General features: G+C 65.7%; 15 protein-coding genes. 4 read left to right on the top strand and 11 right to left on the bottom strand.

The window, feature by feature from the left end; all coding sequences use genetic code 11:
• Positions 1–16: 16 nt before the first annotated feature.
• The 4 genes from ROY82_01945 to ROY82_01930 form a co-directional block, all read right to left on the bottom strand.
• Entirely contained in the window at positions 17–1,177 is a 1,161-nt protein-coding gene (locus ROY82_01945) for an ABC transporter permease (GenBank protein MDT3681228.1), read from the bottom strand.
• Positions 1,174–2,343, bottom strand: coding sequence for an ABC transporter permease (locus tag ROY82_01940; GenBank protein MDT3681227.1), 1,170 nt, complete (start codon positions 2,341–2,343; stop codon positions 1,174–1,176). The genes ROY82_01945 and ROY82_01940 overlap by 4 nt, the downstream gene beginning before the upstream one ends.
• A 2-nt stretch (positions 2,344–2,345) precedes the next feature.
• Positions 2,346–3,308, bottom strand: a complete 963-nt coding sequence (locus ROY82_01935) for an ABC transporter ATP-binding protein (GenBank protein MDT3681226.1) — start codon at positions 3,306–3,308, stop codon at positions 2,346–2,348.
• Positions 3,309–3,414: 106 nt separating this feature from the next.
• On the bottom strand, positions 3,415–3,855 hold the full coding sequence (locus ROY82_01930; protein ID MDT3681225.1) for a VOC family protein: 441 nt from the start codon (positions 3,853–3,855) through the stop codon (positions 3,415–3,417).
• On the opposite strand from ROY82_01930, the gene ROY82_01925 reads away from it, so the two are divergent.
• Positions 3,833–4,999, top strand: a complete 1,167-nt coding sequence (locus ROY82_01925; protein MDT3681224.1) for a MurR/RpiR family transcriptional regulator — start codon at positions 3,833–3,835, stop codon at positions 4,997–4,999. The two genes, ROY82_01930 and ROY82_01925, sit on opposite strands and share 23 nt — an antisense overlap.
• A 20-nt stretch (positions 5,000–5,019) precedes the next feature.
• Here the strand turns inward: ROY82_01925 and ROY82_01920 are convergent, their stop codons facing one another.
• The 4 genes from ROY82_01920 to ROY82_01905 form a co-directional block, all read right to left on the bottom strand.
• Entirely contained in the window at positions 5,020–5,745 is a 726-nt protein-coding gene (locus ROY82_01920; protein ID MDT3681223.1) for a gamma-glutamyl-gamma-aminobutyrate hydrolase family protein, read from the bottom strand.
• Positions 5,742–6,641 carry an ABC transporter permease gene (locus tag ROY82_01915; protein MDT3681222.1) on the bottom strand — a complete coding sequence of 300 codons (900 nt, stop codon included), beginning with the start codon at positions 6,639–6,641 and terminating at the stop codon, positions 5,742–5,744. The genes ROY82_01920 and ROY82_01915 overlap by 4 nt, the downstream gene beginning before the upstream one ends.
• Positions 6,638–7,645, bottom strand: a complete 1,008-nt coding sequence (locus ROY82_01910) for an ABC transporter permease (GenBank protein MDT3681221.1) — start codon at positions 7,643–7,645, stop codon at positions 6,638–6,640. The genes ROY82_01915 and ROY82_01910 overlap by 4 nt, the downstream gene beginning before the upstream one ends.
• A gap of 63 nt (positions 7,646–7,708) precedes the next feature.
• Positions 7,709–9,220, bottom strand: coding sequence for an ABC transporter substrate-binding protein (locus ROY82_01905; GenBank protein MDT3681220.1), 1,512 nt, complete (start codon positions 9,218–9,220; stop codon positions 7,709–7,711).
• 261 nt (positions 9,221–9,481) lie between these two features.
• Here ROY82_01905 and ROY82_01900 point away from each other — a divergent pair, with 261 nt between their 5' ends.
• Complete coding sequence (locus ROY82_01900; protein ID MDT3681219.1) at positions 9,482–11,389, top strand: HD domain-containing phosphohydrolase; 1,908 nt, start codon at positions 9,482–9,484, stop codon at positions 11,387–11,389.
• Positions 11,390–11,484: 95 nt separating this feature from the next.
• On the opposite strand, the gene ROY82_01895 is transcribed toward ROY82_01900, so the two are convergent.
• Together ROY82_01895 and ROY82_01890 are read right to left on the bottom strand one after the other, a co-directional pair.
• Positions 11,485–12,933, bottom strand: coding sequence for a serine hydrolase domain-containing protein (locus ROY82_01895; GenBank protein ID MDT3681218.1), 1,449 nt, complete (start codon positions 12,931–12,933; stop codon positions 11,485–11,487).
• 161 nt (positions 12,934–13,094) lie between these two features.
• Positions 13,095–13,280, bottom strand: coding sequence for a hypothetical protein (locus ROY82_01890; GenBank protein MDT3681217.1), 186 nt, complete (start codon positions 13,278–13,280; stop codon positions 13,095–13,097).
• A 758-nt stretch (positions 13,281–14,038) separates the two neighbouring features.
• Here ROY82_01890 and ROY82_01885 point away from each other — a divergent pair.
• Complete coding sequence (locus ROY82_01885; protein MDT3681216.1) at positions 14,039–14,431, top strand: hypothetical protein; 393 nt, start codon at positions 14,039–14,041, stop codon at positions 14,429–14,431.
• A 25-nt stretch (positions 14,432–14,456) separates the two neighbouring features.
• Positions 14,457–14,945, top strand: coding sequence for a hypothetical protein (locus tag ROY82_01880; GenBank protein ID MDT3681215.1), 489 nt, complete (start codon positions 14,457–14,459; stop codon positions 14,943–14,945).
• A gap of 456 nt (positions 14,946–15,401) precedes the next feature.
• On the opposite strand, the gene ROY82_01875 is transcribed toward ROY82_01880, so the two are convergent.
• Positions 15,402–15,809 carry a hypothetical protein gene (locus tag ROY82_01875; protein MDT3681214.1) on the bottom strand — a complete coding sequence of 136 codons (408 nt, stop codon included), beginning with the start codon at positions 15,807–15,809 and terminating at the stop codon, positions 15,402–15,404.
• Positions 15,810–16,205 lie beyond the last annotated feature (396 nt).

The raw sequence follows: 16,205 nt of genomic DNA, 5'->3' as shown, positions 1-16,205 counted from the left end.
GAGCCGGAACCCTCGCTCAACCCTTGGTGAGCCCGACGCGAAGTCGCCACGCGGCCAGGGCGAACAGTACTGTGGCGAACGCAAGCAGGACGCCCACGTTGGGGAGCACGGTCGCTAAGTTGCCGCCCTGGCGCATGAGGACGTTCAGGGCGTCGACGGCCCACGCGTGGGGCACGGCGTTGGCGACGGACCGCATGGTCGGGCCGAAGAGCTCGAGCGGGAACATGCAGCCGCCCAGGGCCGCGAGCAGCAGGCCCGCCATGATCGCCACGCCGGACGCCTGCTGGCTGCTCGAGAACATGGCCCCGATCAGGGTGCCGGCGCCCGCCGCCACGGCGGCGAAGCAGAGGAGGATGACGAAGACCCCAAGCGGGTCGCCCCAGACCACGCCGACGAGGAGCGCCGAGGCGACCGCGATGTAGAGCCCCTGGAACAGCGTCACGAGGAAACGCCCGAAACCCTCGCCCAGCACTATGACGGCGGGGCTCGTGGGCGAAGCGAGCATGCGGTGGCTGACGCCCAGCCTGCGGCTGTCCACCAGGCTGGTGGCGCTGGTGAGCCCCGTGAGGAAGACGAAGAGGACGAGCTGGCTGGCGGCGGCGACGCCGAAGGCCGCGTAGCCGAACCCGGCAGGGCCTTCGTCAACGGAAGACACCCTCACGTTGACGGGCGGCACCCTGCGCGAGGCCTCGTCGATGGCGACGAAGGCCGACCCGATCGGCTCTTCGTAGCGCTTCGCAAGGTACGCCGCCGCCAGGGCCGGCGCACTAGCTTCGTCCAGCGCCGAGAGGACGTCGAAGCGGTAGCCCTCGCCCCCGCCTCCGGACCTGCCGTACAGCTCGGCCTGCGCCGTGAGTCCCTGTTCCAGGGTGGCGTCCAACTCAGCGGGCAGCGCCACGCCGACGACGAACCGGCCGCGCTCCACGCCGTCTCGCAGGGCGCCGGCGTCGTCCACGCGCGTCACGACCAGCCCTTCCTTCTCGGAGAGCGCTTCAAAGAACCTCTCGGCCACCTCGCCGGTGCCGACCACGCCGATGGTGGGCCGCGACTGGGCACCGAAGCTCATGCCGAGCACGAAGACCAGGCCGAGGGGCAGGAGCAGGGCGAAGAAGTAGTTGGAGCGGTCGCGGAAGAACCTGACGAGGTTCACTCGGCCCAGCGCGAAGACCTTGGTCATCGGTCCAGCCTCCGCCCCATGAGCGCCCAGCCGATACCGCCCGCCAGGGCCGCGAACGCGAGGATGGCGGCAACGTCGATGAGCACCCCCGCCGGACTGCCCGTGCCCGCGAGGTCGCCCAGCCCGCGCAGGAACCAGTAATGCGGCGACAGCCGGCTGAGGTACGAGAGCACCCCACCGCCCTCGGGCAGTGGCACGAAGACGCCGCCCAGGGCGCCCAGGACGACGGCGACGATAGCTTGCATGTTGCCGGCGGCCTCCGCGCTCCTGGCGACGCCCGCTACGGCCATCAGCACGCCGGCCGCGGCGGCCACCACACTCACGATCAGGAGCAGCACCCCGACGGGTTGGCCCCACTTGGCACCCATGATCGCCGTGCTCGCGCCCCACAGCACGAGCAGGCTGAGCACCCCGATCACGATGCTTCCCAACACCTTGCCCCCGATGATCGACCGCCGCTCGATCGGGGCGACGAGCAGCCTCGTCATGGTGCCGTCCTTCTCCTCGTCGAGGAGGCCCGCCACGCCCATCTGCACGATGAAGAAGACGAAGAACACGGCCATGCCGGCGGCGTAATAGGTGACCATGTCGAGCTGCCGCGCCGACGTGGGACGCTGGACCAACTGCACCGGCTGCGGCGCCGTGGCCAGCTGCGCTGCGATCAGGGGGCTCAACGCCACCCCGCCCTTCTCACCCACTGCCGCCACCGCCCATGAGGTGGCGCGCACCCTGGCGAGGTACGAGTCGGTGAGCGTCTCGGCCAGCCGGGCCGCGTAGTCGGCTCGGTTGGAGGTGACGACCAGAGCGGTGACCTCGGACCTGCCCAGGGCCCCCGAGAACCCGGCGGGCACCACCACAGCGGCCCCGACGTCTCCGGCACGCACGGCCTGGCGGGCCTCGTCCTCGTCCGATAAGCTCCGCCACGTGATCAGGCCGGCGTCCTGCGCCGCGCCGAGCACGGCACGCATTCCCGCCGAGGCGGCGCTTGCGTCCGCATCCACGTAGCCGATGACCGGCACGTTCGGGGTGCCCTGCGTAAGCGGGCCGATCAGGAGGTTGAAGACGAAGGCGATCGAGAGGGGTGCCAGCAGCCCGAAGATGAAGAAGGACCGATCCCGCAGCCGCTGCCGCAGGTCCTTGAGCGCGATGAGGAGGGCCGCCCGCACCGTCAGTCCCTGAGCGCCTTGCCCGTGAGCCTGAGGAATACCGCCTCGAGGTCCGGCTCGGTGACATCGATGCTGGAGACCGTCAGGCCGCGCTCGTCGAGGACGTGCATGAGCTTGGCCAAAAGGCGTGCGGCGCCGTTGGCGGTGACCTGCAGGCCGCCTTCGAGCACGTCCACGCGCGTCACGCCGGGAACGGTGCCCAGCCCCTCGGCGCCCGCCTGCAGGTCGCCCTCGGCGGTCACCCGCACCACGTCGTCGCCACCGATGATGGCGGCCAGCTCGCTCTTGGTGCCCTCGGCCACCAGTCGGCCCTCGTCCATGATGCCGATGCGGTCGCAGAGCCGCTCGGCCTCCTCCATGTAGTGAGTGGTGTATAGCACCGCCATGCCGCGCTCGGCGAGCCGCTCGACGCTCTCCATGATGGCGTTGCGAGATTGCGGGTCCACGCCTACCGTCGGCTCGTCGAGGATGAGCAGCTTGGGCGTGTGTATGAGTCCGGCAGCGATGTTGAGCCGCCGCTTCATGCCGCCCGAGTACTCCTTCACCAACTGGTTGGCGCGGTCGCTCAGGCCGACCATCTCCAATACCTCGTTGCCGCGAGCGCGCAACTCTGCGCCTCCGAGGGAGTACAGCCGCCCGAAGAAGTCGAGGTTCTCGCGCCCCGTCAGGTCGGGGTACAGGGCGAGCTCCTGTGGCACCAGGCCTATGCCGCTGCGACCCTCCACCGTGCGCGTGCCTACGGGTTGGCCGTCCAGTGTGACCGTGCCGCCGTCCTTCTTCAGGATGCCGGCGATCATCGAGATGCTAGTCGTCTTGCCGGCGCCGTTGGGGCCCAAGAGGCCATAGGTCTCCCCCGCGTGCACTTCGAAGCTCACGTCTTTCACGGCTTGAACGTTCCCGAAGCCGCGCCGCAACCGGCTGACCTCGAGCAGGGCCCGCGCGGGAACCGTAGGTGGCACTACCATTCATGCAGCTTAGACGCTCAACGCCCTGCCTGGATATCGCCCGTTCGTATGAGTTGCGGCCCTCTGGCCGGAGTAGGCCACGGATGGCGTCGTTCGCGCCCGGGAGCTACCGAGGTTCGTACGGATCCGTGGCCTGCAACAGCGACACGCCGATAGGGCCGGGGTTGTATGCAACTTCCCAAACGAAGCCGTCGGGATCGGTGAAATAGCCCGAGTAACCGCCCCAGTCGCGCTGCATTGCGGGCTTGAGGATGGCGCCGCCCGCCTCGACCGCCATAGCGAGCGCTGCGTCGACCGCTGCCGGAGATCCAACGTTGTGGGCGAGCGTGAAGGGCGACGCGCCTGGTCCCTCGCGTATGGCGCCGACCTCATCCTCGAATTCCTCCGCTCGCCAGAGTGACAGGACCAACGTTGGCGACAGGCGGATGAACAGGACCTCGCCCGACGCCTCGAAAGCGGGTTCCCAGCCGAGCCCGTCCACGTAGAAGGCCCGCGAGGCGCCGAGATCCGCCACCGCGAGCGTGATGAAGTTGACCCGAGCGTCCACGGGAACATTCTATTCGCGGTCGCGCCGCGGTCGGCTCCTGCTTCGACGCACCCGCGGGTGCGTCGAAGTTGCCACTCCCCTACGTGGATATTCCTTTAGGCTAGGCGGTATGGCGTCAAAGCCCAAGGCCGCTCGGGGCACATCGAAGAAACGCGGTGCAGCTCCCGGGCAACGAGGCGCGGAACAAGGTGCAGTTCCCGGGCGACCAGGTGACGGGCCCGATGCGGACGCCGCGGCCTCCGGTGCGGACGCCGCGGGCGCCGGTACGAACGCCGAAAACGCCGGCGCACCGACCGCCCATCAGTCTGCGGCCATACTCGACCGACTGGACCACACCGCCGAGGCCCTGACCCCCCAGGAGCGGCGGCTGGCTGCACACATGCTCGAGCACCTCGACCGCTGGGGCTACCTCTCGAGCACGGAGGTTGCTGCGGAGCTTGGTGTTCACCGCTCGACCATCGTGCGCTTCGCGCAGCACGTCGGTTTCCAGGGCTATCCAGAGCTTCAGGAGGCGGCGCGCGCCGCCTACCTGGAGGTGGTCTCGACACCTTCCGACCTGGTCCTCACCGATCCCGGCGCCGGCGGGAGCCGCCAGGTCCAGGCCGTGTACCACCGCGATCAAAGGAACCTGCAGCGCAGTTACGCCCACCTCGACCAGGATGCGCTCGAGGCCACCGCGGAGGGCCTGGCGAAGGGGCGACGGGTGGTCTTGTTCGGCCGGCGCTTCTCGTACCCGATAGCCCTGCATATGGCCTTGGTCCTGCGCACCATGCGCCAGCTGGTCGATGCGGCGCCTACGCCCGGTGGTGCCTCGGTCGACCAACTCTTCGACCTCGGTTCCGACGACTTCGTGCTCGTGGTCTCGCTCAGGCGCCATTCGCGCGAGGTGCAGCGGACACTTCGCTACCTGACCGCGGCGGGGGTGCCGGTGACGGTGCTGACCGATGCCAGCCCAGGCAACAACGTTCCACACGGCGCACGCATTCTCAGGGCCCACACCGGGAGCACTGGCGTGCTCGACTCGTACACGGCCCTCGTAAGCGTCAGCCACGTGCTGCTTACCTTGGTCGAGGCCGCCCTACCGGAGGCCTCGGAGAGGCTGGCCGCGGCCGAGCAGGCCTGGCAACACTTCAACCGGGACTGACGGGAGCGGCAGGGCCGCGCTCACGAACGAGCGGCGGCGGCCGCCACGAACGCCTCGAATATCCGGCGGAACGCGGGCTCTCGCTGCTCCAGCCACTCGGGGTGGAACTGTAGGCCGATGGCGAAGCCCTCGCTGGCCTCGATCGCCTCGACGAGCCCGTCGTCCGACCACGCCGCGACCCGCCAGCCGGGCGGCACTTCTTGTACGACCTGGCGGTGGAAGCTGTTCACGCGCGTTTCCTCGCCAAGCCAACCGGCCAGGCGCGACCCGGGCACGGTCCGAAGCCCATGCGTAGTAACGTCGCTCGGCTGGCTCTGGTAGTGGTCGGCGTCGCCCGCCTCGGCATCTAGGTTCCTGACGGGGGCGCCGCCGAGGGCCTCCAGCATCGTCTGGTGGCCGCGGCAGATCCCTAGGATGGGCAGGCGTTCGGCGCGGGCTGCTCGAACCAGCGCCACTTCGACATCGAAGCGAAGCGGGTTGGTCTGGCGCAGGCTGGGGTTGGGATTGTCGGCGAAGTACTGGCGCGGGAGGCTGCCGCCACCGCTCAAGAGCAGGCCATCGACGATGCTCACGACCTCGGCCGGAGGCGCCGCGGAGTCGGGGTGAGTCGGCAGAAGGAGTGGCAGGCCGCCCGCCTCCAGCACCGCTTCTGCGTAACGCGCGGTGAGTGAGAACCTGACCTCCGCTTGGTTGCGGCCTTCCGAGTGCTCCGCCATGTGGACGGTGATGCCGATGCGTGGCTTCATCGCTTGCCCCTTCGCTTCGGGTCGTAGATCTCCTGGAGGCGCTCGCCCAGGAGGTTGATCGCAAGTACCAGTATGAGAAGCGCTATGCCGGGGATCGTGCTGACCCACCAGGCGATGAACAGTACGTTCCTGCCGTCGGCGATCATCGAGCCCCAGGCCGGGATGTTGGGAGGGATGCCGACGCCGAGGAAGCTGAGCGAGGCCTCGAGCACCATGAAGTAGCCGACGCGTAGGGTCGCCAGCACCACCGTCGCGGGCAGCACGTTCGGCAGGACCTCCCTGAAAAGGGTACGCAGGCCGCGCTGGCCGAGTGCGCGCGATGCCTCCACGTACTCGAGCTGGGCCTGGTCCAGGGTCTGGCCGCGCGCCAGGCGGTAGAACTCCACCCAACCCTTGAGCGAGAGTGCTATCACCAGGTTCATGAAACCGGGCCCCAAGAACGCCATCATCCCGATGGCGAAAATCAGGTACGGGAACGCCAGGAGCAGCTCCGTCAGCCGCCCGGTGACGGCATCGAACCCGCCGCGGAAATAGCCGCCGAACGCGCCCAGGGCCGTACCGAACGTCGCGGTAATCGCCACCGTGATCATCCCGATCATGAGGCTGACTCGCGCGCCATAGATGGTGCGGCTCAAGATGTCGCGCCCGAGGGAGTCGGTACCGAACAGGTGCTCCAACGACGGGGGCCGCAGCCGTGCTCCGAGGGAGGTCGCGTCGGGCGCGTAAGGGGCGATCAGCGGCGCGAAGATGGCCATGACTATGTACAACGCCACCACCCCCATGCTGATCAGGCCCAGGGGCGTGCGCACTACCCGGCGCGCCAGCGCCAGCACGGCACCTAGCGGTCGGGGTCTGGGCGAGGCGGTGCCGGCGATCATCCGAGGGCTGCGCGTCATAACGCGATTCGGGGATTGAGAAGCGTGTAGAGGGCGTCGACCAGGAGGTTCACGCCCACGTACGTGAACGCGTACAGCATGACGGCAACCTGGACCACCACGTAATCACGGGCGAAGATGGAGCTGACCACTAGCCGGCCCATGCCGGGCCAGGCGAAAACCGTCTCGACGATCATGTTGCCCCCGAGCAGTTCACCGATCTGCAACCCGGCCACCGTGAGCGCGGGGATGAGGGCGTTCCTCAAGGCATGCTTGACGATGACGGCCATCTCGCGGAGCCCCTTGGCGCGCGCCGTGGTGACGTAGTCCTTATGCAGGGCCTCGATCATCGAGGCGCGCACCACGCGTGCCAGGACGGCGGAGAACACCACTCCGAGGGTCAGCGCGGGGAGGATCAGATGGGAGACGGCGTCACGGAAGGCGCGGAAGTCGCCCGCCAGTAGCGAGTCGATAAGTAGGAAGCCGGTACGGTGATCTACCATCAGCGTCGAACTGATGCGGCCGGACGTCGGCAAGAGGTGCGCCTCGACGGACAGCAGGAGGATCAGCAGCAAGCCGAACCAGAAGGCCGGCATGCTTACGCCTAGCAGCGCGCCCGACAAGACCGTGCGGTCCAGCCACGAGCCCTCTCGCAGCGCGCTGATGATCCCGACCGGCAGGGCGATGAGCATGGCGAAGAGGATGGAGGCGATGGTCAACTCGATCGTGGCCGGAAGCGTTTCGGCAATGAGCTTCACGACGGGTTGGTTCTTCACGAAGCTCATGCCGAAATCGCCCTGGACCAGACCGGTGAGGAACAACCACAGCTGGCGGTAGAGGGGCTCATCGAGGTTGAGCTGGTTCCTGAGGCTGTCTATCTGTTGCTGGGTGACCTGAGTGTCGCCCAGCATGATCTCTACCGGGTCGCCTGGCAGGAAGCGCAGGAAGAGGAACGCGATCACCGCCACCCCGATCGCGACCGGGATGGCGGAGAGCACTCGTTCTAGCAGTTTCAGCAGGCGCATTCGACTCCTTGGAACTTCAGTAAGGCGACGGCTCGGAGGTCTGTTGCGCCCTCCAACTAGATGCTACTTGACGTCGTACCCGGCCTCTTTCAGGAGTTCGCGCGCCTTCTCAGGATCGTACGGGTAAGGAGCGAGGTCGGCGTCGTAACCGAAGCCGCTGGGGAGGAACCCGGTGGCGAGGCGTTCACCGTAGCCCTGGTAGAGGTTCGTGAGGATGCTCTCCCAGTCGATGGCGTAGTTGATCGCCTTGCGGACGCGCACGTCGTCGAAGGGTGGCTTGGTGACGTCGAACTCCAGCTGGTAGGAGCGCGTGCCCAACGCCGTCATCACGGTGACGTTCGGCGCTCCGGTGAGGCGGGAAACCAGGTCGGGTGGGATGGCCTGAGCGATCTGGATCTCGCCTGACAACAGGGCCGCGATGCGCGTCGAGGGTTCCGGCATCATGCGGAACACGACGGTGGAAAGCTTGGGAGCGCCACGCCAGTGGCTGGGGTTGGCTTGGAGAACCACTTGAGAGTCGAGGCTGCCCCGCAGGAAGGTGAAGGCGCCGCTGCCGATGGGCGCGCTGGCGAAGCCGGCGTTGCCGACCTCGGTGATGTAGTCCTGCGGGACGATCTGGAAGTGCGTGAGCGCCTGAAGCAGCAGCTCCTGCGGGAAGGTCTTCTGGTAAACGAACCTGACGGTGAGGTCGTCGACCTTCTCGACGTGATCGAGCGGCCCGAGCAGCCCTGCGCGGGGGCTGCTGGCCCCGTCGATGGCGCCCTCGGTGAGGACCCGACCGAAGGTGAAGACGACGTCGTCGGCCGTCAGGGGCTCGCCGTTGGAGAAGGTGACTCCGGGAACGAGGTCGAACTCGAACGTAACGTCGTCCACCACGCGCCAGTCGGTCGCCAGACCAGGGCCGACCTGGCCCTCGCGCGAGGCAGTCGTCAGCGAATCGTAGATGTTCCTGAGCACGGCTTCGGTGTCGCGGTCCCGGTACATGGCGGGGTCGAACGTCACCAGCGCGTTGGTGCGCATGCCGACGACGACGCTGTCGCCGCCCTCGATGCTGACGCCGGCCATGTTCTCGCTGTTGTCGGCGGCAGGCGCCCAGCCCTTGACCTTGGTGGAAGCGGCCTCGATGGTCTGCAGCACGTATCCGAACGCCCAAGGCGCGTCGTTGAAGATCTGCCGCTGGGCCTCGTGATAGGCGTTGGCCCGCGTAGCGTCGTCAACGGTGGTGGAGGCGGTCTCGAACGCTTTGTCGACCAACTCGTTCGAGTACCCGGAGTAGTTCCCGCGAGCGGCGGTCCCGAACTTCGGGATGGCCAGGTCGAAGGGGTCGAAGTAGGCGCTGCCCCAGTCGGTCAAGTAGGCATCGCGGTTGTGCGCGAGGAGTTGTTCCTTGAGGACGGTCCACTCCCAAACGCGCGCCTGCACGTCGATGCCGATCTCTTGTAACTGTGCGGCGATGGCCTGGGCCTCGTCGGCCCGGTTGTTTTCACTGTCCAGCACGAACGACAACGACTTGGCATTGGCGCTGCCAATGACCGTTACCAGGGCTAGGATCGCGATCCACCTGAAACACTTCATACGGTTGCTCCTTCCGCCACTTGGGCGTCTTCGAGGTCGAACTATCAGTGAGCCATCGACGGGGTCCACAGGATTGTACACGTTCTGTTGTGAAAACATACGGCCCTGCAACAGTCGTTGTCAAGCGGTTCGCGTGGGGCGGCCTCGGTGCGGCTAGCTGCACGCCTGCTCACGGGTGTATGTATGCAGGATCGACGCAGTGGCGACCTGCAGTGAAACTTCGCGCGGAGGCTAGATGACCGCTTCACCTAGGATCGAACCGTGACGGGCGAGTTGATCATCACTCGGCTACCGGCCGCTACCTGGACGGTGGACACCGCTCTTTGCGTTACTTCGTGGCACGGCGGGAACCTGGCGACGCCCGAGTCGTTGCACGGGGCGTTTGCCGGCCGGGCACTTTCGGAGGTTCAACAGGCCTTGGGTCTCCCGCCCGGCTCGATCGAGATGCACAAGCAAGCGCTCGAGGGCATCAGCTCCGACTACATGATGAGCGTCTCGCAGCGTGAATATCTTGTGAACCTCTCCCCGCTGCGCGGTGGGGGCGACACGATCATCGGCGTGGTGGGGGTCGCGCTGGAGGTTACCGCCGCCCCGCAAGAAGCCGAGAAGCTGCTGAAGAAGGCCAACTTCGACCGCGTTCTATCGACGTTCTTGGGTCAGACGCTCAGGCAGAAGATCGACGATCGGTTCTACCAGCGCCTGATAGGAGCAGCCATCGAGATGGTGCCGGGGGCGGAAGCGGGTTCGTTCTGGGTGGTGGACGGTGGCAGGTTCAGAGCCGTTGCTGCCGTTGGCCTGGAGATCGAGGCCTTCGACGGTCTGCTCCTCAAGGCGGAAGAGTTAAGCCAGAAAGGAAGCGGCACGGGGGATCAGAGCCGCGTCCCTCCCTCAGCGAAAGATGCGCCGCGTGCGAACCTCAACGTTTCCGTGAACGTCGAGGGCAGGCCGGTCGCGTTCCTCAACATCAGCGGCTCTCGGGCTTCGGACGGCTTCGACGATGACGCCCGCGAGTTCGCGCAGCTGTTCGCCGATGTTCTCTCGGCGCTGTTCGAGCATGCCGACCTGCAGCGGACACTCGGCGAGGAGAGGCGAAGCCTGGAGCGGCTTCTTGCTGCTTACAAGGAGCTCGCCGAGTTCGGTGCGGAGATAGAGACCATCCACGACACCGATGCGCTCATCGAGCATGGGGCGAAGAGCCTCCTCCAGACCTTTCGGTTCGACACGGCCATGTTCAGCGAGATCCGCGGTGGCGAGGTCCATTTCACGCGCGTCTTGGGCAAGAACGCCGCCGAGATCGCCCGGATAATCCGAGCTCCTCAACCGTTGGGGGCCGGCGTCAACGGTCGGGTGGCCGCGACCGGGGAGCCCTTGGGCGTTGAGGACTACCCGTCGTGGCCGCTGAGCTTCAAACCTTATGCCGAGACGGGCGTGCGCTCCATGCTGGCGTTGCCGATCCGCAAGGGTGGACGAGTGGTCCACACGATAGCTTTCGCCACCATCGACCGTCACGCCTCGATAGACGACAACATGATCCGCATCGCCGGCGGCTTCGCAAAGCGCCTCGAGAACGCCTTCGAGCGCGCCCAGCACTTGGACGAGATCAGGTCGACCCGCGAAGCGACGTTCCGCTCGTTAGGCGTCGCCCTCGAGTTCCGCGACCTCGAGACCCGGGGACACACCGACAGGGTCGTCAAGCTGGCCAAGCATTTCGGGAAGGCGTTGGGCCTCAGCAGGGAGGAGAGTCAGGCGCTCGTCTGGGGAGCGTATCTGCACGACTTGGGCAAGATCGCTGTACCGGATGCGCTTCTTCTGAAGCCGGGTCGGCTGACGGAGGAGGAGTTCGAGGTCATCCGGAAGCACACCCTCTTCGGGGTCGACATGCTCAGGGATATCCCGTTCCTGCCCACCCAGACGCGGGAGCTCGTAAGGAGTCATCACGAGCGGTGGGATGGCAACGGTTATCCGGAAAGACTTGCGGGTAAGGAAATCCCGTTCCTGGCGAGGATGTTCAGCCTGGTGGATGTCTACGACGCCCTTAGGAGCAAGCGGCCGTACAAGCGAGCGTGGACTCAAGAGGAAGCCGTTGCCGAATTGGCGGCCCAGGCGGGCAAGCAGTTCGATCCCGAACTGACGACGCGGTTCCTCGAGGCGCTACCCGGGTTGACCTAGGCGCCACCTTCTTGGCGTCCAGGGCGCCGCTCCTCCGTGGAGCAACGGCCGCGCAACCCCGAGGCGCCGAGCGGCACCCCTTATGATCCGTGGCTTCAAAAGAGCAGCACCCTACTGCTCCCGCGGACGGCCACGGCGGAGAAGGTCTGCACCGCGAACGGCGCCACCGGCATAAGCTCGATGAAGAGCTCCAGACGACCCAACTCGGTAGGCACATGCCACCTGGCGCGGCACGGCTGCTCGCATACGGGCGGCTCGGCCTGACCCGCCGGGCGCACAGCGCCCAGGCTCACGAGCGCCTGCTGCAAGTAATCGACGCGCCTGGCCAGCGGGAAGTCCAGTTCCACGTTCTCCGCGAACACGGCTTGGAACCGCTCGATCAACGCTCCCGCGCCCAAGTGGCCAACGGAGCGGACGAGGTCCTCCAGGGTGGCAACAGCCGTCAGGGTCTCCCCCCAAGGCGCTGGGCTTTGGGCTGCCGGCCCTTCTTGCGCGACGAGACGCAGCATCACCTTCCGCGCCAGCGCCGGCGCCGCGGAGTGACTCCCGTTGGCCGAAGCGATGACCGCATGGCCCGACTCCTCGTGCCAGCACATGTACGCCGTGAAGCCCGGGTAACCGCCCGCGTGCGACACTAGCTTGCCGTGCTCGGCGTATCGCTCGATCTTGAGGCCGAAGCCGTAGCTGGTGGTCACCAGCCCGCCGAGCGGCGCCTCCGCCCGATCACTGCCGATCAAGCACTGTGTCTGCTGCGCCTCCAGTAGGTCTGCGGGCGTGAAACCGACCCCGCCCGGCACGTCTCGTTCCAGGAACAGGTTGGCCCACGCCGCCATGTCGTGGGCGCTGGAGTACAGCCCACCCATGGGAGAGAACGCTCCCGGCGTGGACTGCTCGTGCCACGCCCAGCCCCCCGGCCGGCCCGGAAGGAGCGGCTCGCGGTGATAACTCGGCACCACGGAGTCCGGCCCGTTGCCGGCGAACTTGGTGTCCTGAAGCGCCAGCGGCTCGATGATGCGTTGCTGCACGAACTGTCGGTAGTCCTGCCCGCTAACTCGCGTTATGACCTCGCCGAGCAAGGCATAGCCGAGGTTGGAGTACTCGTAGGCGCTGCCCGGGGCGAACATGAGCCTCAAACCGCCCTTCATCCAGGCGGCGAGCTGCTCACGGCCTATCGACTCCTGCCGGTCACCCCACGGGTTGTCGGTGGCCAGACCGCCCGACATGCTCATGAGGTGCCTTAGGCGCAGCACGGGCCAAGCCCCGTCCGCCTCTGTGGTCAACTCCGGCAGGTGTAGAGCGATCTCGTCGTCCAGACTCAACCGGCCGGCGCGGCGCAAGATGAGCAGCGCCAGGGCCGTGAAACTCTTGGTGCACGACGCGACGCGGAACAGAGAGCGTGGAGTGTAGCCGTCCTGCCCCCAAGGTTCGAAGCGCACGACCTCGCCGCGTTTGGCGATGGCGACCATGCCGCTCGGGCTGAAGCCGCTGCTCGCGTGATCGGCGATCAGCGCAGGTAGGTCGACTGCGACGTCTGGTTCCGGCATTCGCGCAGCATAGTTCAGGGCGGCACACGACGCTCAGGCGCCGGGCCACGTGACCCCGTCTTGCGTTCGGATGCCTTAGTAAGCGGGGTCTGGGTCGGGGTGACCGTCGTCGGGTGGTTCGGCGATGAGGATCTTCTGGTTCGGAGCCCTGGGGACCGGTCCTACGCGGACGGTTCACCCGTAGGTGCTTGGAAGCTTTGGAGCGTGTCGAAGCGCGAGTTGACGTCGGGGTGCTCGCGCTGGTGGGCGCGGCCGCGGCTGATACCAAGGGTTGCCGCGGAATCCCTGAGGCTGTGGTCGTGTTGCTCGCGGACGGCCCGAGGCATGTCGTCGATGGCCTGTTCCATGACGGCCGACCGGTAGGCGTCAATCAGGTCTTGGACGGCGTTGGAGCCGCTGATGGCATGGCGACCGGTTGCTACGACACCGGTTTCGCTCCCTTCGAGGGCGGATCGGAGAGCCGCGCGAGTATTTCGGACGTGAGTTCGACGTCGGTCTGCGGGTATTCGCTCTTGGTCTTGGCCTTGCTCGTGCTCATGGTCACCCCACATTCTGGTTCCTGCTGCTTGCGTTGCGGGCAATCTTGATTGAGCCGACCTTGTAGGCAATTGGCAAATTACACTGTCGGTGAGGGGTTCCCCGGCCATACCTGATCCATCTAAGGCGCTCATGCGAATTTCGTTGGCCCTTCTTATCGCCCTTCACCTTGCTGCCAAGTCGGAGCTGCGAAATCACCCTGGTATGGGTGGCCAGGACAAGCCACGCGAATCGGACGGTAGGGTCTGGAGGTAGGGACTTTCGCCACTTCTTGCCGCTGCCCTGTAGCTCCACCATTTCGCTAGGGATCAGGTCGCGAGGCCTGCCCGCGAGGACGCCATCGTTGGACGCTCCGCTCGCCGCCCTGCAGCCCGGTGAACCCGCGCAGATATTGGTTCACAGCAATCCAGGCTCCAGCCGTCATCCTCACGACAATGACTCCTCGGCAAGAACGGGAGGTGGTTGACGTCGCACGTTCAGCCGTTTCTTGGGCCAACTCTTGCCACACCCTAGTCTGACGGGGACAAGCCTGTCCGGAACGCAACCGTTATCTGCGCTGGAGGATCCTATGTGGCGTAGCCTGTTCGCGCTGTTCCTCGTCGCTCATGGCCTCATCCACGCCTCGTACCTCTCTCCGAGGCCGGCTGACGCCAAGACGTGGCCCTTCGAACTCGGCCACTCCTGGTTGCTCGCAGGCGGCGGGGGCAATCTTCGCGTCCTCGGGCTCATACTCGTAGTCATTACGGCGGTCGGCTTCGTACTGGCGGGCCTTGGCGTGCTCGGCGTGCCTTTCCTTCACGGTGCTTGGCTGGTGTTTGGGGGCGTCGCAGCTGGTGCCTCGCTCCTCTTGTTGGGCCTGTTCTGGCACCCGTGGCTGGTGCTGGGCATGGTCATCAGCCTTGGCATCTTGTTCAGCATCCTGTGGCAACGTTGGCCCTCGGCTGCGTTCGCCGGTTCATGACGGCGAGGTGATGATCATGACGCCCATGATCGTCTTTCTCGTATTCAGCCTGCTCGTCTTGCTCCTTTGCTGGCTGAAGCCTGATGCCGGTCGCCTCTTCGTCGGCCTCTACTTCCTGGTGATGGCGCTCGGCGTCAACGGCGTGCTGGTCTTGACCAACCCCGCGCAGTTCGTTGCGTTGGGCACGGACGCACCTGTCGTTCCGCTCTACCGCTGGGCGTTCGAGCACGTGGTAGTGCTCGCTCCGGCGCTTTTCGGCCTCCTGGCGGCTGCTTACGAGATCGGCGTTGGATTGCTCATCCTCAGTAAGGGCGAGCGCGTTCGGTGGGGTCTTTGGGGAGGCATCGTCTTCCTCCTGGGCATAACGCCACTGGGAGTGTGGACGCTCGCCAATCCGGTCTTGGCTCTGGCGCTCATCATGCTGTTGAGGAAGCGCTATGAGGGGAGCGTGTTGGACATGCTCCGGTCCCGCACCCCACGAGATACCCACGTTGCAGGTGTCCGACGGAGATAGCAGGAGGTCGCGACTTCCGGGTGCTCCGCGCCTTCGCTGTTCCGTGACCCCGTTCCCCGAAGCCGAGCACCGCAACCTTCGGCGTCGCCCAGATTAGCCGCCGTCTCATGCTGCCGTTTACCCAGCCCGGGTGCCTAAGCTGTTTCCGACCGTGCTTGAGGGTTTCGGAGGCAGTAAACCCGATCGCTAAGCCCCACAAAATAGCCCCGGCCTCTTGCCGGGGCTCCTCTTGCGTCTAGGACGCTAACTCTTGTGGTGGAGCCGAGGGGATTCGAACCCCTGACCTTCTGAATGCCATCTGCAAGCAGCACGTGACGGCCGAAACCGCCTGAGTCCAGAACGTGCTCCTGGACGCGGTTTCGGCGCCATGTGATGTTGCAATGAATCGCTGCGGCGCATCCGATATCGTCCGATAAGCTGTACATAAGCTGTACGGTCGACTTTGAAGGACCCCACCTACTTCTTCTTCCCTCGGCCCCTACTCTCGGCTTTTTCTGGCTCCCCAGTAGAGACCCTGACCGTGTACTGCGTCTTGTTGATGAGCCACACCCCAAGGGCGACGAAAGCAAGACCAACTGGTATCGAAGTTCTCACTGTGATGCCCAAAAAGCTTATGAACGGGATGCCGACTCTCGCCATGAGGTCCAGATCCGGGAAAATAGACCCCACCATCATCAACACACCGACAACGATCAGCCCTATCCCGGTCCAACCTCCACGCGCCGCGTTCGCCCGCTCACCCTTGACCACTTCTTCCCAAAGGGGTCCTTGAGCATCGGGAGGCAAGGCGGCGGAGCAGCCAGTTACTACAACTGCAAGCGACAGGACACCGCCAAGTAGGAGCGCCTTGTGATACTGCTTCATTGACAACATCTATGTGACCCTACCTTTGCATCTCTACGCGATGACTGCGTCGGCTGTCCCATGGTCCGCCTAACTAGGTTGTGAGCAGGCACTGCCACCATATCGGATGCCCCTCCGGGTCGTAGCCTGGAAAGTCCTTGAGCCGTACCAAAGGCTTAGGCTCCAGTGCTTCTGTCGAAGGCGATCCAACAAGCGCCGGCCTCTGTAAGGTCTCTTGCTGCTGACAAAACTGACGAAAGTAGGCTGGATCCGCAAAGAAGAATGCTTCAGGAATCCTCCCGCCCGGCATGCACTGACCCCAGAGATCTAGGGCGCCTAAAGCGAGTAGTACTCGCCCTAGGCGGGCGGCATGGGGTTTGAGACAACGACCGCTCGTGTGTGAATGGAAAGAGGTTC

The sequence above is a fragment of the Truepera sp. genome (assembly GCA_032027045.1).
Taxonomy (GTDB): Bacteria; Deinococcota; Deinococci; order Deinococcales; family Trueperaceae; genus JAAYYF01.
This window is presented reverse-complemented; position numbering and strand designations above follow the sequence as displayed.